The sequence below is a fragment of the Novosphingobium profundi genome (assembly GCF_018491765.1).
In the GTDB taxonomy this organism is placed as follows: Bacteria; Pseudomonadota; Alphaproteobacteria; order Sphingomonadales; family Sphingomonadaceae; genus Novosphingobium; species Novosphingobium profundi.
Map to the genome: position 1 here is coordinate 132,951 of NZ_JABWCU010000012.1, position 23,218 is coordinate 156,168.

General features: G+C 64.2%; 23 protein-coding genes. 16 read left to right on the plus strand and 7 right to left on the minus strand.

Annotated elements, in window-relative coordinates; genetic code table 11:
* Position 1 precedes the first annotated feature (1 nt).
* The 4 genes from HT136_RS15120 to HT136_RS15135 form a co-directional block, all read right to left on the minus strand.
* Positions 2 to 667, minus strand: coding sequence for a 2OG-Fe(II) oxygenase (locus HT136_RS15120; protein ID WP_214200700.1), 666 nt, complete (start codon positions 665 to 667; stop codon positions 2 to 4).
* Positions 668 to 794: 127 nt separating this feature from the next.
* Positions 795 to 1,742: an RcnB family protein gene (locus HT136_RS15125; protein WP_246543743.1), complete on the minus strand. Its 948-nt coding sequence runs from the start codon at positions 1,740 to 1,742 to the stop codon at positions 795 to 797.
* Between the two features lie 307 nt (positions 1,743 to 2,049).
* Positions 2,050 to 3,729, minus strand: coding sequence for an energy-dependent translational throttle protein EttA (gene ettA, locus HT136_RS15130; protein WP_214200627.1), 1,680 nt, complete (start codon positions 3,727 to 3,729; stop codon positions 2,050 to 2,052).
* 122 nt (positions 3,730 to 3,851) lie between these two features.
* Positions 3,852 to 4,730: an HpcH/HpaI aldolase/citrate lyase family protein gene (locus HT136_RS15135; RefSeq protein ID WP_214200628.1), complete on the minus strand. Its 879-nt coding sequence runs from the start codon at positions 4,728 to 4,730 to the stop codon at positions 3,852 to 3,854.
* Between the two features lie 393 nt (positions 4,731 to 5,123).
* Between HT136_RS15135 and HT136_RS15140 the strand changes: the two genes are divergently transcribed.
* The 4 genes from HT136_RS15140 (at position 5,124) to HT136_RS15155 (ending at position 9,332) form a co-directional block, all read left to right on the plus strand.
* Positions 5,124 to 5,663: a peroxiredoxin gene (locus tag HT136_RS15140; RefSeq protein ID WP_214200629.1), complete on the plus strand. Its 540-nt coding sequence runs from the start codon at positions 5,124 to 5,126 to the stop codon at positions 5,661 to 5,663.
* A 164-nt stretch (positions 5,664 to 5,827) separates the two neighbouring features.
* Positions 5,828 to 6,955, plus strand: coding sequence for a peptide chain release factor 2 (gene prfB, locus HT136_RS15145; RefSeq protein ID WP_214200630.1), 1,128 nt, complete (start codon positions 5,828 to 5,830; stop codon positions 6,953 to 6,955).
* Positions 6,956 to 7,061: 106 nt separating this feature from the next.
* The gene (locus HT136_RS15150) at positions 7,062 to 7,817 is read left to right on the plus strand and encodes a class I SAM-dependent methyltransferase (RefSeq protein WP_214200631.1); all 756 of its coding nucleotides are present in this window, start codon (positions 7,062 to 7,064) and stop codon (positions 7,815 to 7,817) included.
* A 108-nt stretch (positions 7,818 to 7,925) separates the two neighbouring features.
* Positions 7,926 to 9,332: an NAD(P)H-dependent flavin oxidoreductase gene (locus tag HT136_RS15155; RefSeq protein ID WP_214200632.1), complete on the plus strand. Its 1,407-nt coding sequence runs from the start codon at positions 7,926 to 7,928 to the stop codon at positions 9,330 to 9,332.
* A 61-nt stretch (positions 9,333 to 9,393) separates the two neighbouring features.
* Here the strand turns inward: HT136_RS15155 and HT136_RS15160 are convergent, their stop codons facing one another.
* Positions 9,394 to 10,614, minus strand: a complete 1,221-nt coding sequence (locus tag HT136_RS15160; RefSeq protein WP_214200633.1) for an ammonium transporter — start codon at positions 10,612 to 10,614, stop codon at positions 9,394 to 9,396.
* A gap of 221 nt (positions 10,615 to 10,835) precedes the next feature.
* Complete coding sequence (locus HT136_RS15165; protein WP_214200634.1) at positions 10,836 to 11,849, minus strand: 2-hydroxyacid dehydrogenase; 1,014 nt, start codon at positions 11,847 to 11,849, stop codon at positions 10,836 to 10,838.
* Positions 11,850 to 11,931: 82 nt separating this feature from the next.
* Between HT136_RS15165 and HT136_RS15170 the strand changes: the two genes are divergently transcribed.
* On the plus strand, positions 11,932 to 12,405 hold the full coding sequence (locus HT136_RS15170) for an SH3 domain-containing protein (RefSeq protein ID WP_214200635.1): 474 nt from the start codon (positions 11,932 to 11,934) through the stop codon (positions 12,403 to 12,405).
* Positions 12,406 to 12,494: 89 nt separating this feature from the next.
* Here the strand turns inward: HT136_RS15170 and HT136_RS15175 are convergent, their stop codons facing one another.
* Positions 12,495 to 13,688 (minus strand): acetyl-CoA C-acyltransferase, encoded by a 1,194-nt coding sequence (locus HT136_RS15175; protein ID WP_214200636.1) that lies wholly within the window; start codon positions 13,686 to 13,688, stop codon positions 12,495 to 12,497.
* Between the two features lie 546 nt (positions 13,689 to 14,234).
* Between HT136_RS15175 and ndhC the strand changes: the two genes are divergently transcribed.
* From ndhC to nuoI, 11 genes are read left to right on the plus strand one after another with little or no spacing between them, the layout of a single operon-like run.
* Positions 14,235 to 14,609, plus strand: a complete 375-nt coding sequence (gene ndhC, locus HT136_RS15180; protein WP_214200703.1) for an NADH-quinone oxidoreductase subunit A — start codon at positions 14,235 to 14,237, stop codon at positions 14,607 to 14,609.
* Positions 14,606 to 15,169, plus strand: coding sequence for a NuoB/complex I 20 kDa subunit family protein (locus HT136_RS15185; RefSeq protein WP_246543744.1), 564 nt, complete (start codon positions 14,606 to 14,608; stop codon positions 15,167 to 15,169). Before ndhC ends, HT136_RS15185 begins: the two co-directional genes overlap by 4 nt.
* A gap of 14 nt (positions 15,170 to 15,183) precedes the next feature.
* Entirely contained in the window at positions 15,184 to 15,939 is a 756-nt protein-coding gene (locus tag HT136_RS15190) for an NADH-quinone oxidoreductase subunit C (RefSeq protein ID WP_214200637.1), read from the plus strand.
* Complete coding sequence (locus tag HT136_RS15195; protein ID WP_214200638.1) at positions 15,936 to 17,147, plus strand: NADH-quinone oxidoreductase subunit D; 1,212 nt, start codon at positions 15,936 to 15,938, stop codon at positions 17,145 to 17,147. Before HT136_RS15190 ends, HT136_RS15195 begins: the two co-directional genes overlap by 4 nt.
* A complete protein-coding gene (locus tag HT136_RS15200; RefSeq protein WP_214200639.1) occupies positions 17,144 to 17,494 on the plus strand; it encodes a nuclear transport factor 2 family protein in 351 nt (116 codons plus the stop codon). The genes HT136_RS15195 and HT136_RS15200 overlap by 4 nt, the downstream gene beginning before the upstream one ends.
* Positions 17,491 to 17,691, plus strand: coding sequence for a hypothetical protein (locus HT136_RS15205; protein WP_214200640.1), 201 nt, complete (start codon positions 17,491 to 17,493; stop codon positions 17,689 to 17,691). The genes HT136_RS15200 and HT136_RS15205 overlap by 4 nt, the downstream gene beginning before the upstream one ends.
* Entirely contained in the window at positions 17,684 to 18,352 is a 669-nt protein-coding gene (locus tag HT136_RS15210) for a complex I 24 kDa subunit family protein (RefSeq protein WP_214200641.1), read from the plus strand. The genes HT136_RS15205 and HT136_RS15210 overlap by 8 nt, the downstream gene beginning before the upstream one ends.
* Positions 18,353 to 18,355: 3 nt before the next feature.
* Positions 18,356 to 19,657: an NADH-quinone oxidoreductase subunit NuoF gene (nuoF, locus tag HT136_RS15215; RefSeq protein ID WP_214200642.1), complete on the plus strand. Its 1,302-nt coding sequence runs from the start codon at positions 18,356 to 18,358 to the stop codon at positions 19,655 to 19,657.
* Entirely contained in the window at positions 19,657 to 21,675 is a 2,019-nt protein-coding gene (nuoG, locus tag HT136_RS15220) for an NADH-quinone oxidoreductase subunit NuoG (RefSeq protein ID WP_214200643.1), read from the plus strand. The genes nuoF and nuoG overlap by 1 nt, the downstream gene beginning before the upstream one ends.
* A complete protein-coding gene (gene nuoH, locus HT136_RS15225) occupies positions 21,672 to 22,715 on the plus strand; it encodes an NADH-quinone oxidoreductase subunit NuoH (RefSeq protein WP_214200644.1) in 1,044 nt (347 codons plus the stop codon). The genes nuoG and nuoH overlap by 4 nt, the downstream gene beginning before the upstream one ends.
* On the plus strand, positions 22,715 to 23,200 hold the full coding sequence (gene nuoI, locus HT136_RS15230; protein ID WP_214200645.1) for an NADH-quinone oxidoreductase subunit NuoI: 486 nt from the start codon (positions 22,715 to 22,717) through the stop codon (positions 23,198 to 23,200). Before nuoH ends, nuoI begins: the two co-directional genes overlap by 1 nt.
* The last annotated feature ends 18 nt before the right edge of the window (positions 23,201 to 23,218 follow it).

A 23,218-nucleotide genomic window follows, 5' to 3' on the forward strand; every position in this document is an offset into this window, starting at 1 on the left:
ATCATTGCCAGGTGTGCGTGCGGAACCATTTGGTGACGATATATTTGCAGCCCCGGAGCACCGGGCGCGCGGCATGAAGTGTGAAGGGGTTGGGATGCCCGTCGGGGCGCGCGTTGTTCCAGAGCAATAGCCCGCCGGTCCAGGGCGAGATCGTCAGGGGCAGCCGGGTGAATTCGGTCGAGCCGCCTTCCTCGACGGCATTGAGGTAGACCATCGCCGTCCAGCTGCGCTGACCCCCGCACGATTTTTCGCGCGACCAGTAGTCGGCGGTGGTGTCGAACCAGTCGCAGTGCTCGCGAAAGAATTGGCCGCACTCGTAGCGCTGACCCTGTACGGCCTCGCTGCGTCGGCCGGAGAGGCCGGTGAGAGCGCAAAGCCTGGCCTCGAGCTGGCGTACGACCCGGTCCTGCGGATCGATGTCGCTCGACGAACTGGTTCGGGTGTCGCGGCGCTCCGAATCGTCAACCAGGCATGAAGGCGTAGCTTGCGCGTCGATCAGCTTGATGAGGTGCGCACAGCAGTCGGCGTCGAGAAAGGAATCGACCGCATATATCTCTGCGCGGGCATCGGCCAGTCGGCGTACCGAATGCGTCGAGTCCAGACGGTTGCGGACCCGTTCGCCGAGGCGGGCGAGGGTGGAACAATCGGAGGGCGCGGGGCTGTCCATTGCCACCAGCGTACAGGCTCGATCGAAAGGATCAATCGCGGATTCGCGGCGAGCTGTTGGTCGGCAATACGCAAAGCCCCTCGGGATCGGGGTCCCGAGGGGCTTTGGCTATCGATCCGCTCCGGGCTTACCAGAAGAAGTCGTAGATCACGTCGACCACTTCGCCGGTATAGACATTTACCAGGAGAACGTCGTCGTAGTAGCGGACCCAGCGATAGGGGCCATAGACGGCGGGAAGGCGATAGGACCAGGGATCGTTGATCCAGTAACGGTTGCCGTAGAACAGCGAGCTGAGGAAGAACCCGGTGCTCAGGCGGCGGTAGCTATAGCCGCGGTACGGCGAGTAGTAGCGCCCCAGGCGATAGGTCGTGCGATGGCTCGAGCGGTAGTCGCGCCAGTCGTAGCGGTTGTCCCGCCGCCAGCCGTCGCGATCCCAGCGACGGTCCGAATGGCCATCGTAGCGGCCATCCCGGCCGTTGCCGCGCCCATCGTAGCGGCCATCCCGGCCGTTGCCGCGCCCATCGAAGCGGCTATCCCGGTCGTTGCCGCGCCCATCGAAGCGGCCATCCCGGCCATTGTCGCGACCGTCGTTTCGACCGTCCCGACCGTCGGGGCGGCCATCCCGGCCATTGTTGCGACCGTCGTTTCGACCATCGTAGCGACCGTCCCGACCGTCGGGGCGCCCGCCGCGACCGTCGTCTCCCCGGTTCGGGGGGCGCGAGTCGGGTCGATTGTTCCGGCTCTGCGGCATGGGACGCGTTACGCCATCGCGCCAGTTTCCGGGCTGTTGCGCACGGTTGGGCTGGGAGGGGCGCTGTTCCGGACGCGATTGTCGCGGTTGGGGTGCCTGGCGCTGTTGGGGCGCCTGGCGCTGCTGCGGAGCGGAGCGCTCCTGGCGCGGCGCCGACGAACGGCCGCCACCGCCACCGCCGCCATGCCGATCCGAACCGCTGCCCTGGTGACCACCACGGTCGTGGTTGCCTTGCTGGGCTGCCGCCATTTCGGGCAGGACCATGCCGGTCGTTGCGAGAAGCATGGCGCCCCAGGCGCCTGCCTTGAAGAATGTTCGTGCCATTGTCGCCGCACCCTTTCGTTTCCGGTCCGCACGGGGGCACGATGGCGTGCTCTGTCTGGAACCGGGGCGTTCTTGTCGCTGAAAAATCACTATGAACGTCTGCTTAGGCCTCGGTGACTGACTTAAGGATGAATTGCCCGGTTGGCGGCTGTTCATGTTGCAATGATTTTTTATGAACATGATTGAGCGGGCGAGCTTGGGTGCGAAATGGCGTCGCCGCTGGCCGCGCGCGGAACACTCGGCCTTCCCCCAAAACAAAACGGCCCGCGCGAGGGCGGGCCGTTCGTAACCGATCGAAGGGTCAGGCTCAGCGGGTGAGCTTCTTGTAGGCCAGCGCGGTCGGACGATCCGCCGCATCGCCCAGGCGACGGCGCTTGTCCTCCTCGTAGGCCTCGAAGTTACCCTCGAACCATTCGACGTGACTGTTGCCCTCGAAGGCGAGGATGTGCGTCGCCAGACGGTCGAGGAAGAAGCGGTCGTGGCTGATGACCACGGCGCAACCCGCGAAGTTCTCGATGGCTTCTTCGAGTGCACCCAGGGTTTCGACGTCGAGGTCGTTGGTCGGTTCGTCAAGCAGCAGCACGTTGCCGCCCTGCTTGAGCATCTTGGCGAGGTGGACGCGGTTGCGTTCACCGCCCGAGAGCTTGCCGACGTTCTTCTGCTGGTCCTGGCCCTTGAAGTTGAACGCACCGACATAGGCACGCGTCGAGGTGTCGTGGCCGTTCACCTTCATGTAGTCGAGCCCGTCCGAGATTTCCTCCCAGACGTTGTGCTTGTCGTTCAGGTGGTTGCGGTTCTGGTCGACGTAGCCCAGGTGCACCGTCTGACCGATCTCGATCGTGCCGGTATCGGGCTGCTCCTGGCCGGTGATCAGCTTGAACAGGGTCGACTTGCCCGCGCCGTTGGGGCCGATGACACCGACGATGCCGCCCGGCGGCAGGATGAACGAGAGGTCCTCGAACAGCAGCTTGTCGCCAAAGGCCTTCGAGATACCCTTGGCCTCGATGACCTTGCCGCCCAGGCGCTCGGGCACCTGGATGACGATCTGCGCCTTGCCGGGGGTGCGCTGGTCCTGCGCGTTCTGCAGTTCCTCGAACTTGCGGATACGGGCCTTGGACTTGGTCTGGCGGCCCTTGACGCCGGCGCGGATCCACTCGAGCTCGTCCTTGAGCGCCTTCTGGCGTCCGGTCGCCTCGCGGTCTTCCTGCTCGAGGCGCTTGGCCTTCTTCTCGAGGTAGGTCGAGTAGTTGCCCTCATAGGGGAAGTACTTACCGCGGTCGATCTCGAGGATCCAGCCCACCACGTTGTCGAGGAAGTAGCGGTCGTGGGTGATCATCAGCACCGCGCCGTGGTATTCCTTGAGGTGGTTTTCCAGCCAGTCGACGCTTTCGGCGTCGAGGTGGTTGGTCGGTTCGTCGAGCAGCAGGATGTCGGGCTTCTGGATGAGCAGGCGGGTCAGCGCGATGCGGCGCTTTTCACCGCCCGAGAGGCTCTTGACGTCCCAGTCACCCGGCGGGCAGCGCAGCGCTTCCATGGCGACTTCGAGCTGGTTGTCGAGCGTCCAGCCGTCCACGGAATCGATCTTGTCCTGCAGCGTGCCCATTTCCTCCATGAGCGCGTCGAAGTCGGTGTCGTCCTGGGGATCGCCCATCTCGGCCGAGATCGCGTTGAAGCGGTCGACCATGTCGGCCACTTCGCGCGCGCCGTCCTTGACGTTCTCAAGCACGGTCTTGGTCTCGTCGAGCTGGGGCTCCTGCGGCAGGTAGCCGACGGTGATGTTCTCGCCCGGCCAGGCTTCGCCGGTGATGTCGGTGTCGATGCCCGCCATGATCTTCATGAGGGTCGACTTACCCGCGCCGTTGGGGCCCACGATGCCGATCTTGGCGCCCTGGTAGAACTGCAGGTTGATGTTCGAGAGCACCGGCTTGGGTGCGCCCGGGAAGGTCTTGGTCATGTCCTTCATGACGTAGGCGTATTGCGCGGCCATGCGGTCCTCGAATGTCTGGTTGGTTGGAAACTTGGTCTTGGCCCTTACAGAGCCTCTCGGGGCGCTGCAAGCGGGGGGATCGCCGTCGCGTCCTCGTGCAGGACGCGAATTCGGGATCCGGCTCAGCCGATGGCGGCGATCTGGTGGGCCACGGCCAGGACCTGGCGGGCCTGGTCGAGGTGGAGCAGTTCGGTCATCTTGCCGTCGACCCGGATCGCGCCCTTGCCGGCGTTTTCGGGCAGGTCGAAGGCGGCGATGACCGCTCGGGCCCAGTCCAGTTCCTCGGCGTCGGGGCTGAAGACGGTGTTGCACGGCGCCACTTGCGCGGGATGGATCAGGCTCTTGCCGTCGAAACCGAATTCGAGCCCTTGCCGGGCTTCGGCCTCGAACACGTCGAGATCGCGGAATTCGTTGCACACGCCATCGAGAATGGTGAGGCCGTGGAGGCGCGCGGCGGCGACGGCTTGCGCCAGGAAGGGCAGGAACGGGGTGCGCTGGGGCGTCAGGCGGGCGCGCATTTCCTTGGCCAGATCGTTGGTGCCCATGATCCACAGCGACAGGCGGGTGGAGGCGGCCATCGCGGCGATCGGCTCGAGATTGAACACCGAGCCGCAGGTCTCGATCATGGCCCACAATTGCATCGCTTCGGGCGCGCCTTCGAGCGCTTCATGGTAGCGTCCGATATCCTGCGTGCAGGCGACCTTGGGGACGAGCACCGCGTCGGCCTTGGATCGGGCGAGGGCGGCGAGGTCGTGTGCGCCCCATTCGGTATCGATGCCGTTGACCCGCACCGCCACTTCACGGTGGCCGAAACCGCCTTGCTCGAGCGCGGCGACAGCCGCTTCGCGCGCACCGGCCTTGGCTTCGGGGGCGACCGCGTCCTCGAGATCAAGCACCACGATGTCGCACGGCAGGCCGCGGGCCTTTTCAATTGCCCGGGCGTTGGATGCAGGCAGGTAGAGGGCGCTGCGGCGCGGGCGGGGCTGGGCGTTTGCGGGCATCGGGAAATCTCCTTTGGCCCGCTTCCTTGCGGCGACGGCCCTGTCGGGTCAAGCCGGTGGACCCGGGCTGATCGTCCTGCGGGGCGGGGTGCTCATGGCCCCGTTATTTTTGCGTAAACCGAAAGTTCTAGTGCAAACGTTTGAGCATCGTCTATAAGACTCATCAGTCGATGCCGTTTCCTCCACGGCAATCGGTGAAAACAAGAAAACCCTGTGTCGCGGTCTCTCTCACTCTCTCTCCTGCTCGACACGGGAAACTTTGCGGGTCGCTCGCACCGCCCTGTCGGTCACGTCATGCGACGTGGATCGGTGGGGCGGTTTCTCTTTGGGGCATGCGCATTGCAACGCGGTTTGAGACTGGACAGGCGATAATCGTCGGGCCAGACTGAGGGCATGCGCAAGATCGTCCTCCCGTTCGCCGCCCTCGGGCTTTCCCTCATGCCGGTTGCCGCGCTGGCGGACCTTCCGGTCGGCGCCAAGGCCCCGACGTTCGTGACCAAGGGGGCCAAGGGCGGCAAGGAGATCTCTTTCGATCTTGCCGCTGCGCTCAAGAAGGGACCGGTGGTCCTCTATTTCTACCCCAAGGCCTTCACCCAGGGGTGCACGCTGGAGGCACACGCCTTCGCCGAGGCGACCGACGATTTCGCGAAGATGGGGGCCACTGTGATCGGCATGTCGGGCGACGACCTGCCCACTCTCAAGAAGTTCTCGACCGAGGAATGCCGCGACAAGTTCGCGGTTGCTACCGCCTCGCCCAAGGTGATCGGCGAATACGACGTCGCGCTCAAGCGGGAGGGCGTTCCCGATGGCCTGACCAAGCGCGTAAGCTACGTGATCGCGCCCAGTGGCAAGATCGTCATGGTACATGCCGACAGCGATTACCGCGATCACGTCAAGCTCACGCTCGAGGCCGTGCGTAAGCTCGCCAGCTGAGGCCAGGTACCTCTCCCTGTCCGATTTGACGGGCAGGGGGCTTGAACAAGCTTCCCTTCCGCGGATATGGGGCTGGATTTTCCGGCTCGCGTTTTCGCGCGCGGCTTTGCAACAGGCCGCTTGCGCGTTAGAGCGAGCGCCGCAGTTTTTTGGAGAATCGCGCCATGCGTGCCGAGGGCCAGGCCCACATTGATCGTATCGAAAAGGCACTCGCACTCGTGCGCAAGTCGCTCGACTGGGACCGTGCGCTGCGGCGATTCGATGAGCTGAACGCGCGCGTCGAGGATCCCACGCTCTGGGACAAGCCCAAGGAAGCCGAAGCGGTGATGCGCGAGCGCCGTCGCCTCGAGGCCTCTATCGGTGCCGTCAACGGCATCACCGCGGAAATGAACGATGCGGTCGAGTTCGTCGAGCTGGGCGAGATGGAAAGCGATGACGAAACCATCGCCGAGGGCCTCTCGACGCTCGCCGCGCTTGCCGAGCGCGCCGACCGGGACAAGGTCCAGGCCCTGCTCTCGGGCGAGGCGGACGCCAACGATACCTACCTTGAAGTCCACGCCGGGGCGGGCGGTACCGAAAGCCAGGACTGGGCCGAGATGCTCCAGCGCATGTACACGCGCTGGGCCGAGCGCAAGGGCTACAAGGTCGAGTTGGTCGAATACCACTCGGGCGAAGCCGCGGGCATCAAGAGCTGCACGCTGCTCATCAAGGGCGAGAACGCCTACGGCTGGGCGAAGACCGAGAGCGGCGTCCACCGCCTCGTCCGCATCAGCCCCTATGATAGCTCGGCGCGCCGTCACACGAGCTTCTCGTCGGTCTGGGTCTACCCGGTGATCGACGACACCTTCGAGATCGACATCAACCCGGCCGACCTGAAGATCGACACCTACCGCGCTTCGGGCGCGGGCGGTCAGCACGTCAACACGACGGACTCGGCCGTGCGCATCACCCACCAGCCCTCGGGCATCGTGGTGGCCAGCCAGATCGACCGTTCGCAGCACAAGAACCGCGAAATCGCGCTGGGCATGCTCAAGTCGCGTCTGTTCGAGGAAGAGATGCGCAAGCGTGAGGAAGCGGCAAGCGCCGAGCACGCGAGCAAGAGCGACATCGGCTGGGGGCATCAGATCCGCTCCTACGTGCTGCAGCCCTATCAGCAGGTGAAGGATCTTCGCACCGGCGTGGTTTCGACCGCCCCCGACGACGTGCTCGACGGTGAGCTCGATCCGTTCATGGCCGCAGCCCTGTCGCAGCGCGTGACGGGCGAGAAGGTCGAGGTCGAGGACGTCGATTGATCGTCGATGGCGCCGCCGGGTTCCTCACCTTCCAAGAAGCGGTGGGGGCTAGCGCGGTGATTGCGGCGGATTTTGCCAAGAACGATGGGAAACGCTAAAGAGCCTCATGGCCCGTACCGTTCGTAAGTCCTGGCTGGCCACGGCCGTGTTGGCGATCGCGTTGCAGCCGCTGGCGGCGTGTGAGCGCGGCAAGTCCGATTCTTCCCGGCCGGAAGCGGTGCGCGCCTTTCCGGTCGCGGACCGTCCGGTCTCGCCGGGCGGGATGGATTCCTTCTCCAGCGAAGTGCAGCGCGATAGCGTGAACGAGGCGAAGGTGGTCATGGACCTCGCCCGGATCGACAAGGGCATGACCGTTGCCGACATAGGTGCGGGCGAGGGCTACTATACCGTTCGCCTCGCGCAGCGCGTCGGCGCGAAAGGTCGCGTGCTGGCCGAGGACATCGACCCCAAGGCCATCCAGGGACTGGGCCTGCGCGTCGAACGCGAGCGGTTGGAGAACGTCTCGATCAAGCTTGGGACACCCGACGATCCGCGCCTGCCGGAAAGCAGCTTTGATCGCATCTTCCTGGTGCACATGTACCACGAGGTAAGCGAGCCTTACGCGTTCCTCTGGCATCTGCGCCCCGCCCTGCGGCCAGGTGGCAAGGTCATCGTCGTCGATGTCGACCGGCCGACGGGTGAGCATGGCATCCCGCCGGCACTTCTCTTCTGCGAATTTGCAGCGGTAGGCTTCCGTTTGAGCCAATTTGTCCGTAAGCCCGAGCTTCAAGGCTACTACGCTCAGTTCGAAGCCTCCGGAGGGCGACCGGGACCGGAGGCGATCGTACCATGCCGTATGTCCAGTAGCGCAGACATGAAATAAGACTGGACCAGGGTTCGGGCAGGATAATTCCATTCACGGGCGTTGAATGGCTGATCCGACGTATTAAGTCGGGAACTTCGACGCCGAGGGGGAAAGATAAGAGTTACGATGGGTTTCAAGGGTTTAAAGCCGATTAACTATGGCGGACGCGAAGTCTGGCCGCTGATTGAAGGCGGCAAGGGTGTTTCTGCGACCAACCACATGAGTTCGGGCGCTTGGGCGGCCGCTGGTGGTATCGGCACGGTGAGCGCGGTCAACGCGGACAGCTATGACGCCGAAGGCAAGATCGTGCCTCAGGTCTACAACGCGCTGACCCGCAAGGAGCGGCACGAGGAATTGATCCGTTACGCGATCGACGGCGGTGTCGAGCAGGTCAAGCGCGCGTACGAGATCTCGAACGGCCAGGGCGCGATCAACATCAACGTGCTGTGGGAAATGGGCGGCGCCCAGCAGGTCCTCGAGGGCATTCTCGAGCAGACCCCGGGCCTCGTGACCGGCGTGACCTGCGGCGCGGGCATGCCCTATCGCCTTTCGGAAATCGCGGCGCGCTTCAACGTCAACTACCTGCCGATCGTGAGCTCGGGCCGCGCCTTCCGCGCGCTCTGGAAGCGTGCCTACCACAAGGTGGCCGATCTGATGGCGGCGGTCGTCTACGAGGATCCCTGGCTGGCGGGCGGCCACAACGGCCTGTCCAACGCCGAGGACCCGCTCAAGCCCGAAGATCCCTATCCGCGCGTGAAGGCGCTGCGCGACGTCATGCGCAAGGAAGGGATTTCGGACGAGGTGCCGATCATCATGGCGGGCGGCGTCTGGTTCCTGCGCGAGTGGGAGAACTGGATCGACAATCCCGAACTCGGCTCGATCGCCTTCCAGTACGGCACGCGTCCGCTGCTGACCAAGGAAAGTCCGATCCCGCAGGCGTGGAAGGACGAACTGCGCAACCTCGAGCCGGGCGACGTGCTTCTCCACCGTTTCTCGCCGACGGGCTTCTATTCCTCGGCCGTGCGCAACCCGTTCCTGCGCAGCCTCGAGGCACGTTCGGAGCGCCAGATTCCCTACTCGAAGGTCGAGGCGGGCGAACATACGGTCAAGCTCGACGTCGGCGTGAAGGGCAAGAACTTCTGGGTCGCTCCCAAGGATCTCGACCGCGCGCGGGCGTGGTCGGGCGAAGGCTTCACCGATGGCCTGCGTACGCCCGACGACACGATCGTCTTCGTGGGACCCGAGGAGCGCGACGAAATCCGCAAGGACCAGGCCGACTGCATGGGCTGCCTATCGCACTGCGGTTTCTCCTCGTGGAAGGATCATGACGACTACACCACCGGCCGTCTCGCCGACCCGCGCAGCTTCTGCATCCAGAAGACGCTGCAGGACATCGCGCATGGTGGTCCGGTCGAGCAGAACCTGATGTTCGCGGGCCACGCGGCCTACCACTTCAAGACAGACCCGTTCTACTCGAACGGCTTTACACCCACGGTCAAGGAGCTCGTCGATCGCATCCTGACGGGCGATTGATCGGGTTGCGTTCCATTTGAGAAAAGCCCTGCAAGGTTCTCTCCTTGCAGGGCTTTTTTGTTCAGGCTTCGCCGTTTGATGCCGTGTCTAGGCCATTCGCCTCGCGATCCTGTGATACCCGCATGGGCAGGGCAACCGAGACCATGGTGGCGAGAACGAGGCTGGCGATCATCGACCAGGCCGCCGCGACGAGGACGCCGAAACCTTGTGCCAGAAACGGGCTTGCGAAAGCAAAGTGCGGATCGAAGCCGGTTCCGCCCAGAGCGGGAGAGAGGAACGGTACGGCCAAGAGTGAACCGGAAATGCCCGCGCCCGCGAAGATTGCGATGACAAGGCCGGCGTCGTGAATGCGCGCGGAGCGGTGCAGGAGGCAGGCCACCTGATGGCCAGCGATCGTACCAAGGAGCGCAACCACGGTCGCGCCGCCGGGCGAAACGTAGCCTGCGCTCGTGGCTACGGCCGCAAGGCCAGCCAATGTGCCGCGCGCGAGGGAAAGCGCGCCAGCCGTTGCCGAGCGCCATTGGGTGAGAGCGCTCCAGACGAGGGCTCCGGTGGCCCCGGCGAGCAGGGTTGAAAGCATCGCGGCCGCGGCATCGTCGTTCGCGGTCATCGCGCCTGCGCCGGCGCTTGCGACACGTCCGACCATGAACAGGAAGGCGCCGAGCACGGTGAGGACTTGCCCCAGCGGCGCGATCGCGGTCTGGCGTCGGGGGCCGACGATGAGGGCGAGCGTGACGGCGCTCGTCCCGCAGGTCGTCGCCAGGACGATGCCGCCATTCCAGTCGAACGTGCCGAACGAGGCGGCAAGCCACCCGCCGCCCCAGATCCAGTGCGCCATCGGAGCGTAGACGACGAGCGACCACAGGCCGGTGAAGGCGAGCAGCCAGCGCGTGCGCACGCGCCCGGCGAGCGCCCCCGCGACAAGCGTGGGCGCGAGGGTCGCTCCGATCATCTGGAACAGGGCATAGGCGCTCTCGGGAATCTGTGTGCCCGCGCGAATATTGGCGAGGTTCGCCAGCATCCATGCGTTTCCGCTGCCCAATATGCCCCCGCTGACCGAACCGAAGGCGAGGGTGTAGCCGACGAGCGTCCACGAAAGCACGCCCAGCAGTGCGACCTCAATACATTGAAAAAGCACGGTTGCCTGGCTTCGCCCTGGGGTTTGTCCGCTTGCAAAGAGTGCGAAGCCGGGCAGGCTGGTGAAGAGTGCGAGGCACGTCGCGGCCAGGAGCCAGGCGGTGTCGCCGCCATTGGCCATGTCGTAGGCTCCGTCCTGGGCCAATGCCGGCGCGCTCGAAGTCAAAAGCAGGAGTGCGAGCGGTCCGATCCAGGCGCGCCTCCAAGATGCGAAGCCGCGCTGTCTGCCGTGCCAATCCATCCGCCCACTCCCGATCCGGCCAAGGCCAGCCCCTGACCGTTGGGGAACGCTTAGAGCACAGCAACATTGGAAGACAAGTGCTTGGTCAAGCGGGTAAAAGTGCCTGGCTCCAGAATCTCGACGATCTACGCTGGCAACACCTGGTCGGGTGGCCGGTGGCCATCGACCCAGAAGCGGATATTGGCGATGACCTTCTCGCCCGCGGTTTCGCGCCCTTCGAGAGTTGCGCTTCCCAGATGGGGGAGGGCGACGAGGTTGGGAGCGGCCAGCAGGCCCGGATCGACGTTAGGTTCGCGGGCGAAGACGTCGAGGCCCGCGCCCGCGATACGTCCGGATTGCAGGGCTTCGATCAGGGCAGCCTCGTCGACCAAAGCGCCGCGTCCGGTATTGATCACGCAGGCCTCGCGCTTCATCTCGTTGAGCCTCTCGGCATTGACGAGGTGGTGCGTCGCGGGTGTGAGCGGGCAATGCAGGGTGACCGCATCGGCCTCGCGAAAGAGGCGCTCGACATCCGGCTCGAACCGGGCCGCGAGGATGTTCTCGAGCGCTTCGGGCAGGCGGTGGCGATTATGATAGAGCACGTCCATCCCGAAAGCACGGGCGCGGTGGGCCACGGCCTGGCCGATGCGCCCCATTCCCACGATACCCAGTTTCTTGCGGGCGAGGCTGCGGCCGAGCATGCTGGTCGGGCTCCAGCCTTGCCATTCGCCGTTCTTCAGGGTCTGCGCGGCCGGCTGTAAGCGGCGCATCACGAAAATGAGCAAGGCGAACGTGAGGTCCGCGGTGTCGTCGGTGAACACGCCCGGGGTGTTGGTGACGAGGATTTGACGCGCGCGCGCGGCGCGCAAGTCGATATGTTCGGTTCCAGCGCCGAAACTGGCGATCATGCCCAGGCGATCCCCCGCGCCTTCGATCAACGCCTCGTCGATCGTGTCGGTCACCGTAGGCACGAGCACATCGCAGGACGCCATGGCCTCAGCGAGTTGGTCGCGGCTGAAAGGGGTATCGGTTTCGTTGAGCGTAACGTCGAAGAGTTCGCGCATGCGCTGTTCGATCGAAGGCGCGAGCCGGCGGGTTACCACCACGCTTGGGCGGATGGGTACGGAACGCTCCGGAAACGGGGTCGCGGGCTCGATCATTGCGAATTCGGGCTATCGCCGTCCACAGTCTCCGGGTCAAGACGTCTTGATGCGGGTGGGCAAGCGGCGGTAAGCCGGGGCGATGTGGTGTAGATCCCTAATTCCGGCGGTGCTCGCCGTCTCCTTCCTCGCCCCGTCCGCGCAGGCCGCCGATGACGACAAGGTGCCCTATTGGGCCTCGATCGACGTCGACGAGGCCAACTTGCGCGTGGGGCCGGGCAACAGCTTCCGGATCGACTGGGTCTATCATCGGCCGCATCTGCCGGTAAAGGTGATCCGTCGCGAAGGGCCCTGGCGCCAGATCGAGGATCCCGACGGGACGCGCGGCTGGATGCGCGATCTGCTGCTCTCGCGGCAACGCGCCGGGATCGTGCGCGGCGAAGGCCTTGTCGAAATGCACGCGGAGGCGAGTTCCGCTTCCGCGGTGCTCTGGAAGATCGAACCGGGTGTCGTAGGCTTGCTGGGGGAATGTGAGCACGACTGGTGCGCCTTCAATATCCAGGGGCATCGCGGCTTCGTGCCCGAGGACGATCTGTGGGGTTCGGGGGAACCCTGATCCTCGCGGCCCAACCTGATGCAGGAACGAAAGAGCCCCGCAAGGTCCGGACCTTGCGGGGCTCTCTCGTTCGGGTGCAATAGCTAAGATCAGGCGATTTCGACGGCGATTGCGGTGGCTTCACCGCCGCCGATGCAGAGCGATGCGATGCCCCGCTTCAGCCCGCGCGCCTTCAGGGCGTTGACCAGCGTCACGATGATGCGGGTGCCCGAGGCGCCGATCGGGTGGCCGAGTGCGGTCGCGCCGCCGTTCACGTTGACCTTCTCGTGGGGGATGGCGAGGTCCTTGATCGCAAACATCGCGACGCAGGCGAAAGCCTCGTTCACTTCGAAGAGGTCGACGTCGTCCACGCTCCATCCGGTCTTCTTCAAGAGCTTGCCGATCGCGCCGACGGGGGCCGTGGTGAAGTCCTTGGGCTCCTGCGCATGGGCTTCGACGGCAACGACCGTGGCGACCGGTGCCAGGCCCTTGGCTTCGGCCACGCTCTTGCGGGTGAGTACCAGGGCTGCGGCACCGTCCGAGATCGAGCTTGACGAGGCGGCCGTGATCGTGCCGTCTTTGGCAAAGGCGGCGCGCAAAGTGCGGATCTTGTCGGGATTGCCCTTGGGGGGCTGTTCGTCGGTGTCGACGAGGATTTCGCCCTTGCGGGTCTTGACCGTGACCGGAACAACCTCGCCGGCGAAGGCGCCCGATGTGATCGCTTCGTTGGCGCGGCGCAGCGACTCGATCGAGTATTCGTCCTGCATGTCGCGCGTGAGCTGGTATTCATCGGCCGTCACTTGCGCGAAGGAGCCCATCGAGGCGCCTTCGTAAGCGTCTTCAAGGCCGTCGAGGAACATGTGGTCGTAGATCGTGTCGTGTCCCGCGCGGGCACCCGCGCGGTGCTTCTTGGAGAGGTATGGCGCGTTGGTCATCGATTCCATGCCGCCAGCAATGGCGAGATCGATCGAGCCCGAAGCGAGCGCTTCGGCGCCCATGATCACGGTCTGCATGCCCGAGCCGCAGACCTTGTTGACCGTGGTGGCCTGGACCGACTTGGGCAGCCCGGCCTTGAGTGCGGCCTGGCGGGCAGGAGCCTGGCCAAGCCCGGCCGGAAGCACGCAGCCCATGTAGATCCGCTCGATGTCCTCTCCGGCCACGCCGGAGCGCTCGACGGCGGCCTTGACCGCGGCGGCGCCAAGCTGCGTCGCGTCGACATCGGCCAGGGCTCCCATCAATCCGCCCATGGGGGTGCGCGCGTACGAAAGGATGACGATGGGGTCGGATGCGGAAATCTGGTTCATGGCTCGGAGCCTCTCCTGCTCGATTGTAGAATGCCTTGTTCACGGATAATGCTGCGCTGCGCCATTTTCAATGTGGCATGGTGCACGTGCCGCTGTTTCCCGAGCCTCATTACGCCCGCGATGCTGAGATCCGATGACACTTGCCGGCGAGCGTGGGGTGGGCTTCGCAATCCGGACCGCGCCGCCCACTTGTACTTCGGATCGTAGTCCATGTTCTTCTGCAAATAAGTCGCAATAGCACTAAATGGCGGCGAAAGCAGAGGAAAGCGGGGCGAATCGTCTATAGTGGGCTTGCAAAAAGGTCATCTACATGTGCGCGCAAATGCAGTTTATTACAGCGAATGCGGGGTGAACGCAGGGGGCGCCGCGATCGGATCCGCGAAATCGGGCCATTTTGTTGCAGCGCAGTGCGCTCGCGAGGATTATTCCCCACGAGTACCTTGCGGAGTACCAAGGGGTGGCCTAAGGACCCGCTCATCAATGATGGAGCTGCCAATTGGGCAAACTGTCCAGCGGCATTCCGACCCGGTAAGAGGCAAGAGAGCATTGACCGATCTGTCGCAATATCTGCCGATTCTGATTTTCCTCGTGATCGCGCTCGGCCTGTCCGCGGTGATTGTTTTCCTGCCCATGGGCGTGGCGCACCTGACCGGCGCGGCCAAGCCGAACGCCGACAAGCTGAGCGAGTATGAATGCGGTTTTCCCGCCTTCGAGGATCCGCGTAGCCAGTTCGACGTGCGCTTCTACCTGGTCGCGATCCTCTTCATCGTCTTCGATCTCGAGGCTGCGTTCCTGTTTCCCTGGGCCATTTCGCTCGACGTCACCCGCTGGGCCGGGTGGGGTACGATGATGGTGTTCCTCGGTGAGCTGGCCATCGGCCTCGCCTATGCATGGAAGAAGGGAGCTCTGGACTGGGAATGAGCACGCTCGTGAACGCATCCGGACAGCCGCTCGCATCGGGGCAGGGGGGAGCGATCACCCCTCCCGATCAGGCGTTTTTCAACGACCTCAATCAGGAAGTCTCCGATAAGGGCTTCCTCGTTACCTCGACCGAGGATCTCTTCCAGTGGGCCCGTACCGGTTCGCTGTGGTGGATGACCTTCGGTCTGGCCTGCTGCGCGGTGGAGATGATCCACGTCAACATGCCCCGCTATGACATGGAGCGCTTCGGTGCTGCCCCGCGCGCCTCGCCGCGCCAGTCGGACGTGATGATCGTCGCGGGAACGCTGTGCAACAAGATGGCCCCGGCGCTGCGCAAGGTCTACGACCAGATGTCGGAGCCCAAGTACGTCATCTCGATGGGCTCGTGCGCCAACGGTGGCGGCTACTACCACTACAGCTACAGCGTCGTGCGCGGTTGCGACCGCATCGTTCCCGTCGACATCTACGTCCCGGGCTGCCCGCCGACCGCCGAGGCGCTGCTTTACGGCATCATGCAGTTGCAGCGGAAGATCCGCCGCGTCGGCACGGTCGAGCGTTGAGAGAGGACCGAGACATGCCCGTTCTTCACTCCGCTCCCCGCTACGCCTCGAACGAGGGCGTCATCGAGAGCCTCGCCACCGCGCTTGGCGCGATGCTGGTTTCGGCCACCGAGCAGCACGGCGAGATCGTGCTCACGATCGCCCGTCCCGAGATCGCCAATGCCCTCAAGCTGCTTCGTGACGAGCACGAATACCAGCAGCTCATGGAAATGGCCGGTGTCGACTATCCCTCGCGCGCGGAGCGCTTCGAGGTGGTCTACATGCTGCTCTCGGTGACCAAGAACCACCGCCTGCTCGTCAAGTGCACGGCTTCGGAAAGCACTCCGGTGCCGACCGTGACGACGCTCTGGCACAACGCGGGCTGGCTCGAACGCGAAGTCTTCGACATGTACGGCGTCATCTTCGCCGGCAACAAGGATCTTCGCCGCATCCTCACCGACTACGGTTTCGAGGGGCATCCGTTCCGCAAGGACTTCCCGCTCACCGGCTATGTCGAACTGCGCTATTCGCAGGAAGATAAGCGCGTGGTCTACGAGCCGGTCAAGCTGGCGCAGGACTTCCGCACCTTCGACTACATGAGCCCGTGGGAAGGATCGGACTACATCCTTCCGGGTGACGAGAAGGCCGCTCCGGCCTCGCCGCCGGTCGAGCAGAAGAAGACGACGGATTCGCCCAAGGACACCGGTGCCGACAAGGGCGCGGATGCGAAGGCGGCCGACAAGGCTTCCGCGCCCGCGCCTGCGACGGACGCGAAGGGAGACAAGGCATGAGCATGCAGCTCGAGCAGTCGCCGACCACCGGCGATGACGTCATCACCAACTACACGATCAACTTCGGCCCGCAGCACCCCGCGGCCCACGGCGTTTTGCGCATGGTCATGGAGCTCGACGGCGAGATCATCGAGCGCATCGACCCGCACGTCGGCCTGCTGCACCGTGGCACCGAGAAGCTGATCGAGAACAAGACCTATCTCCAGGCGCTGCCCTACTTCGACCGGCTCGACTACTGTTCGCCGCTCGGCATGGAATACAGCTACGTCCTGGCGATCGAGAAGATGCTGAACGTCGAGGTTCCGCTGCGTGCGCAGTACTTGCGCGTGCTCTTCGCGGAACTGACCCGCATCTCGAACCACATGATGAACATCGGCAGCCACATCATGGACATCGGCGCGATGACGCCGAACCTGTGGCTATTCGAGATTCGCGAGGATTGCCTCAACTTCTTCGAGCGCGCCTCGGGTGCACGCATGCACTCGGCCTGGTTCCGCCCCGGTGGCGTGCACCAGGACGTGCCGCTCAAGCTGCTCGCCGATCTCGGCGAATGGCTCGATACGCGCCTGCCCGAACTGTTCGAGGACGCCATGAGCCTCGTCATCGACAACCGCATCTTCAAGCAGCGCAACGTCGACATCGCCGTTGTCAGCAAGGAAGACGCGCTGGCCTGGGGTTTCTCCGGCCCGATGATCCGCGGTGCGGGCATCCCCTGGGACATCCGCAAGAGCCAGCCCTACGACGTCTACGACCGCATGGAATTCGACGTGCCGGTCGCGACCGAGTCCGACTGCTACGGCCGTTTCATGGTCCGCGTCGAGGAAGTGCGCCAGTCGGCCAAGATCATGAAGCAGTGCCTCGCGCAGATGCCCGAAGGCCCGATCATGACCGCCGACCGCAAGGTTGGTCCGCCCAAGCGCGCCGAGATGAAGAGCTCGATGGAATCGCTGATCCATCACTTCAAGCTCTACACCGAAGGCTTCCACGTGCCTGCGGGCGAAGTCTACGTCGCGACGGAAAGCCCCAAGGGTGAATTCGGCGTCTATCTGGTCTCGGATGGCTCCAACAAGCCGTACCGCTGCAAGATCCGTCCGACCGCGTTCAGCCACCTCCAGGCGATGGACTTCATGTGCAAGGGCCACATGCTGCCCGACGCGACCGCGATCCTGGGCGCTCTCGACATCGTGTTCGGGGAGTGTGACCGTTGAGCAAGCTTGAAATCGCCAAGGCCATGATCGCGGCCTACAACGCGCAGGACGCCGACCTATACGTTTCGTACATGACCGAGGACGCTTGTGAGGCGGGCTACCGCGGTGCCGTTGTTCGTGAGGGCAAGGAAGGCACGCGCACGGGGCTCAAGGATGCCTTCGCCAAGTGGCCACACAACCACGCCGAGATCGTCTCGATCGAGGAAACCGACAACTTCGTCGTGTTCCGTGAGCACGTGACACGCGGCGAAGCCTCGGATGGCAGCGAACTCGTCGCGCCGTTCGACGTGCTGGCCGTCTACAGCTTCGAGGGCGACAAGTGCGCGCGCGTGGAGTTCATCCGATGAAACTCTCGCAAGTGCAGATGCTGCGCGTCTGGGCAGGGCTTACGGGCCTCTGCCTCGTCGCGTTTTATTTCGGCATCCTGTCGGTTGGCGGTGCGCCGTCGCCGACGGTGGCGATGCTCGCGACTGCGATCGCGGGTTTTGAAATTTTCTTTTTCGGCCAGGAACAGTGGCTGAAGCGCAGAGGTAAGCATGGCTGACCGCTATATCGAACCGGATACGCCGGAACTGCGGGCGCGCTGGGGCAATTTCGCCTGGACGCCCGAAAACGCCGACAAGGCCAAGGACGTCCTTTCGCGCTATCCCGAAGGGCGCCAGCGCTCGGCGGTGATGCCTTTGCTCGATCTGGCCCAGCGCCAGGTGGGTGCCGAAGAGAACACGCAAGGCTGGCTCCCCATCCCGGTGATGGAATATGTGGCCGCCTATCTCGACATGCCGATCATCCGCGTCGTCGAGGTCGCGACCTTCTACACGATGTACAACATCGCGCCGATCGGTCGGTTCCACGTCCAGGTCTGCGGCACGACGCCCTGCATGCTGCGCGGGTCGGACGACATCATCTCGGCCTGCAAGAAGCGCGGCATGAAGGCCGGGCACATCACCGCAGACGGCCTCTGGTCGTTCACCGAGGTGGAGTGCATGGGCAACTGCGCCTCGGCCCCGATGGTGCAGATCAACGACGACAACTACGAGGACCTCAACGTCGAGAACTTCGATAAGGTGCTCGATGCCCTGGCTCGCGGCGAGACGCCCAAGGCGGGCACGCAGGATCCCAACCGCCACACGGTCGAGCCGACCGGCGGTCCGACCACGCTGACCGCGATGGTCAGCGAAAACCACGATTACCGAGGGGAGTGGTAAGTCATGGCACTCGCCGACAAGGATCGTATCTTTACCAATCTCTACGGGTTCCAGCCCTGGAACCTGAAGGAAGCCATGGCGCGTGGCGCCTGGGACGGCACCAAGGACATTCTCGCCAAGGGCAAGGAAGCCATCATCGAGGAAATGAAGGCCTCGGGCCTTCGCGGACGCGGTGGTGCAGGCTTCCCGACCGGCCTCAAGTGGTCGTTCATGCCCAAGCAGGCGCCGCTCGACCAGAACGGCAATCCCAAGCCCAGCTTCCTCGTCATCAACGCCGACGAATCCGAGCCGGGTTCGTGCAAGGACCGCGAGATCATGCGTCATGATCCGCACCTGCTGTTTGAAGGCGCGCTCGTGGCAGGTTTCGCGATGGGGGCCCGCGCGGCCTACATCTACATCCGCGGCGAATACATCCGCGAAGCCGAAGTGCTCTTCGCCGCGCGCGAGGAAGCCTATGCGGCGGGTCTGCTGGGCAAGAACGCCTGCGGCTCGGGCTACGACTTCGACGTCTTCGTCCACCGCGGCGCCGGCGCCTACATCTGCGGCGAAGAGACCGCAATGATCGAGAGCCTGGAAGGCAAGAAGGGCCAGCCCCGCCTGAAGCCGCCGTTCCCGGCCGGCGCGGGCCTCTATGGCTGCCCGACCACGGTCAACAACGTGGAATCGATCGCGGTTGCGCCCACCATCATGCGGCGCGGTGCGGCCTGGTTCTCGAGCTTCGGCAACGAGAACAATCGTGGCACCAAGCTTTTCCAGATCTCGGGCCACGTCGACAAGCCGTGCGTCGTGGAAGAAGAGATGTCGATCTCGTTCCGCGAATTGATCGAGAAGCACTGCGGCGGCATTCGCGGCGGTTGGGACAACCTGCTTGCGGTCATCCCGGGCGGTTCCTCGGTTCCGCTGGTGCCCGCCAAGGACATCATCGACTGCGCGATGGACTATGATGGCCTCAAGGCGGTCGGCTCGGGCCTCGGCACCGCGGCGATCATCGTCATGGACAAGTCGACCGACATCGTGCGCGCGATCAGCCGCATCTCGTACTTCTACAAGCACGAGAGCTGCGGGCAGTGCACGCCGTGCCGTGAAGGCACGGGCTGGATGTGGCGCGTCATGGAACGCCTGCGCACCGGCAACGCCTCGGTCGAGGAAATCGACATGCTGTTCCAGGTGACCAAGCAGGTCGAAGGCCACACCATTTGCGCCCTGGGCGACGCGGCCGCCTGGCCGATCCAGGGCCTGATCCGTCACTTCCGCCCCGAGCTGGAACGACGGATTGCCGAACACATGCCGGAGGCTGCTGAATAATGCCCAAGGTCAAAGTAGACGGCGTAGAACTCGAAGTCCCGGCAGGCGCGACCGTCCTGCAGGCCTGCGAGCTCGCCGGCAAGGAAATCCCGCGCTTCTGCTACCACGAGCGCCTGAGCATCGCCGGCAACTGCCGCATGTGCCTGGTCGAGGTGAAGCCCGGACCGCCCAAGCCGCAGGCGAGCTGCGCGCTTCCCGCCGCCGAAGGCCAGGAAATCCGCACGGATTCCGAGATGGTCAAGAAGGCGCGCGAAGGCGTGATGGAATTCCTCCTGATCAACCACCCGCTCGACTGCCCGATCTGCGATCAGGGCGGCGAGTGCGACCTGCAGGACCAGTCGGTGGCCTACGGTCGTGGCGGCTCGCGCTACGACGAGAACAAGCGCGCGGTGACGTCCAAGAACATGGGACCGCTCATCAAGACCACGATGACGCGCTGCATCCACTGTACCCGCTGCGTGCGCTTCTCGGAAGAGATCGCCGGCGTGGACGAGATCGGCGCGATCTATCGCGGCGAGAACATGCAGATCACGACCTACCTCGAGAAGGCCGCGACGCACGAGATGTCGGCCAACGTGATCGACCTGTGCCCGGTCGGCGCGCTGACCTCGCGTCCCTATGCCTTCGAGGCGCGCCCCTGGGAGCTCAAGAAGACGCTCGGCATCGACGTCTCGGACGCGACCGGTGCCAACATCCGCATCGACAGCCGTGGTCGCGAAGTGCTGCGCGTGCTTCCGCGCATCAACGACGACGTCAACGAGGAATGGATCTCGGACAAGGCGCGCTATCAGGTCGATGGCCTGACCAAGCGTCGCCTCGACAAGCCGTTCCTGCGCAAGGACGGCAAGCTCGTTCCGGTCAGCTGGCAGGAGGCCTTCTCGGCGATCGCCACGCTCAATCCGGGCAATTCGATTGCCGCCGTCGCGGGCGACATGGTCGACTGCGAAACGATGTTCGCCGCCAAGAAGCTGCTTGGCGCGCTCGGCTCGTCGCTTCTTGAAGGTCGCCAGACCGGCATGGACTACGATTGCTCGAGCCTTGCCGCGGTGAACTTCAACTCCGGCTTCAACGGCATCGAGACCGCCGACGCGATCCTGATCGTGGGCAGCCAGGTCCGCACCGAGGCTCCGCTCGTCAATGTCCGCCTGCGCAAGGCGGTCAAGCGCGGCGCGAAGGTCTTCCTGGTCGGCCCGGCTTGGGAAACCACCTTCGGTGGCGAGTTCCTCGGTGAAGACCTTTCGGTCCTCAACCAGCTTCCTCAGCACGTCTGGGATGCCCTTTCGGGTGCCAAGCGTCCGGCGGTGATCGTCGGCGGGGCAGGGCTGGGCCGTGGTGGTCTGGAAGCTTCGCTTTCGATCGCCGGTCAGCTCAAGCTCGTGCGCGAGCTCGAGGACGGTTCGACCTGGAACGGCTTCAACGTCCTGCATCTGTCGGCGGCCCGCATGGGCGGCCTGATGCTGGGCTACGCGCAGAAAGGCGGCATCGCCGACCTCGCCGCAGCTGCGCCCAAGGTCGTGCTCGCTCTGGGCGCCGACGAAGTGGACTTCACCAAGTTCGCCAACTCGATGGTGGTCTATATCGGTCATCACGGTGACAAGGGCGCGCACGCGGCCGACGTCGTGCTGCCGGCCGCCGCCTACACCGAGAAGAACGGCACTTACGTCAACACCGAAGGGCGTGTTCAGCTTTCGGACAAGGCCGTCTTCGCACCGGGCGATGCCCGCGAAGACTGGACGATCCTGCGCGCGATGGCCGATGCCTTCGGCGTCTCGGTCGGTTTCGACAGTTTCGAGGAGCTTCGCGCGGCAATGGCCGCCGAAGTCCCCGCGCTGGGTGTCGAGGGCCTCGCCGACTACGGGCAGGACCTGCCCGCCGGCGGTGGTTCGGCTTCGGGCGTGATCGCCTATCCGATCAAGGATTTCTATCTGACCAACCCCATCGCGCGCGCCAGCGCCGTGATGCAGCAGTGTTCGGCTGAGCTGCTTCATGGGGAAGAGATCGCGGAGGCCGCAGAATGACCGCCTTCTTCCAGTCCCTCGGGATGACCTATGACTGGGCGTGGTTCGTCTCGACCGTCTGCGGCATCCTCCTGATCGCGCTGCCGCTGATGCTTGCGGTGGCCATGATCATCTACGTCGACCGCAAGATCTGGGCCGCCATGGCGCTTCGCCGTGGCCCCAACGTGGTCGGCCCGTTCGGCCTGCTGCAGTCCTTCGCGGACGGCCTGAAGGTTTTCCTCCAGGAAACAATCGTCCCTTCGGCCGCGAACAAGGGCATCTTCCTGATCGCCCCGGTGATCACCTTCACCGTCGCGCTGATGGCCTGGGCGGTAATCCCGTTCAACTCGGGTGCGATGCTCGCCAACATCAATGTCGGCCTGCTTTACATCCTCGCGATCAGCTCGCTGGGGGTCTACGGCACGATCATGGCCGGTTGGGCGTCGAACTCGAAGTATCCCTTCTTCTCGGCGATGCGCGCCTCGGCGCAGATGATCTCGTACGAAGTCTCGATCGGCTTCATCATCGTGTGCGTCGTGCTTTGGGCAGGTACGTTCAACTTGAACGACATCGTCAAGGCGCAGCAGGGCCATGTCTTCGGCATCTTCAACGGCTTCGTGTTCAACCCGTTGCTGTTCCCGATGTGGGTGATGTTCCTCATCTCCTCGCTCGCCGAGACGCAGCGCGCGCCGTTCGACCTGACCGAGGCGGAATCGGAACTCGTGGCCGGTTACCAGACCGAATATTCGTCGATGGCCTTCGCCGCCTACTGGCTGGGTGAATACGCGAACGTGCTCCTCATGTGCGCGCTCAACACCACGCTGTTCTTTGGTGGCTGGCTGCCCCCGCTCGACTGGGCGCCACTGTACCTTGTTCCGGGCTTCATCTGGTTCCTGCTCAAGGTCTTCTTCTTCTTCTTCGTCTTCTCGTGGGTGAAGGCGACCGTGCCCCGCTACCGCTACGACCAGCTCATGCGTCTTGGCTGGAAGATCTTCCTGCCGACATCGCTTCTCTTCGTGGTCCTGGTCTCGGGCTACCTGATGCTGACGAGGTATTCCTGATGAGCGTCGCTCAACTCGTAAAATCCTTCACGCTCTACGAGTTCGTGAAGGCGCACGCCCTGACCTTGAAGTACTTCTTCAAGCCCAAGGCCACGATCAACTATCCCTTCGAGAAGAACCCGCTCTCGCCCCGCTTCCGCGGCGAACACGCGCTGCGCCGTTATCCCAACGGCGAGGAGCGCTGCATCGCGTGCAAGCTGTGCGAGGCGATCTGCCCGGCACAGGCGATCACGATCGAGGCCGCGCCGCGCGAGGACGGCTCGCGCCGCACCACGCGCTACGACATCGACATGACGAAGTGCATCTACTGCGGCTTCTGCCAGGAAGCTTGCCCGGTGGACGCGATCGTCGAGGGGCCGAACTTCGAATACGCGACCGAAACGCGCGAGGAACTGCTCTATGACAAGGCTAAGCTACTGGCGAACGGGGACAAGTGGGAGCGTGCGATCGCCGCTAACCTTGAAGCCGACGCGCCGTACCGGTAGGGGCTCGCCCAGGGGAAA

Coding starts and splice junctions, on each gene's coding strand:
- prfB (WP_214200630.1), top strand. CDS start 5,828: ATGCGTGCCGAGGGCCAGGCCCACATTGATCGTATCGAAAAGGCACTC.
- nuoF (WP_214200642.1), top strand. CDS start 18,356: ATGGCACTCGCCGACAAGGATCGTATCTTTACCAATCTCTACGGGTTC.
- HT136_RS15165 (WP_214200634.1), bottom strand. CDS start 11,849: ATGATCGAGCCCGCGACCCCGTTTCCGGAGCGTTCCGTACCCATCCGC.
- HT136_RS15195 (WP_214200638.1), top strand. CDS start 15,936: ATGAGCATGCAGCTCGAGCAGTCGCCGACCACCGGCGATGACGTCATC.
- HT136_RS15120 (WP_214200700.1), bottom strand. CDS start 667: ATGGACAGCCCCGCGCCCTCCGATTGTTCCACCCTCGCCCGCCTCGGC.
- nuoG (WP_214200643.1), top strand. CDS start 19,657: ATGCCCAAGGTCAAAGTAGACGGCGTAGAACTCGAAGTCCCGGCAGGC.
- HT136_RS15190 (WP_214200637.1), top strand. CDS start 15,184: ATGCCCGTTCTTCACTCCGCTCCCCGCTACGCCTCGAACGAGGGCGTC.
- HT136_RS15150 (WP_214200631.1), top strand. CDS start 7,062: ATGGCCCGTACCGTTCGTAAGTCCTGGCTGGCCACGGCCGTGTTGGCG.
- ettA (WP_214200627.1), bottom strand. CDS start 3,729: ATGGCCGCGCAATACGCCTACGTCATGAAGGACATGACCAAGACCTTC.
- HT136_RS15175 (WP_214200636.1), bottom strand. CDS start 13,688: ATGAACCAGATTTCCGCATCCGACCCCATCGTCATCCTTTCGTACGCG.
- HT136_RS15210 (WP_214200641.1), top strand. CDS start 17,684: ATGGCTGACCGCTATATCGAACCGGATACGCCGGAACTGCGGGCGCGC.
- HT136_RS15185 (WP_246543744.1), top strand. CDS start 14,606: ATGAGCACGCTCGTGAACGCATCCGGACAGCCGCTCGCATCGGGGCAG.
- HT136_RS15125 (WP_246543743.1), bottom strand. CDS start 1,742: ATGGCACGAACATTCTTCAAGGCAGGCGCCTGGGGCGCCATGCTTCTC.
- HT136_RS15205 (WP_214200640.1), top strand. CDS start 17,491: ATGAAACTCTCGCAAGTGCAGATGCTGCGCGTCTGGGCAGGGCTTACG.
- nuoH (WP_214200644.1), top strand. CDS start 21,672: ATGACCGCCTTCTTCCAGTCCCTCGGGATGACCTATGACTGGGCGTGG.
- HT136_RS15155 (WP_214200632.1), top strand. CDS start 7,926: ATGGGTTTCAAGGGTTTAAAGCCGATTAACTATGGCGGACGCGAAGTC.
- HT136_RS15140 (WP_214200629.1), top strand. CDS start 5,124: ATGCGCAAGATCGTCCTCCCGTTCGCCGCCCTCGGGCTTTCCCTCATG.
- HT136_RS15170 (WP_214200635.1), top strand. CDS start 11,932: ATGTGGTGTAGATCCCTAATTCCGGCGGTGCTCGCCGTCTCCTTCCTC.
- HT136_RS15135 (WP_214200628.1), bottom strand. CDS start 4,730: ATGCCCGCAAACGCCCAGCCCCGCCCGCGCCGCAGCGCCCTCTACCTG.
- nuoI (WP_214200645.1), top strand. CDS start 22,715: ATGAGCGTCGCTCAACTCGTAAAATCCTTCACGCTCTACGAGTTCGTG.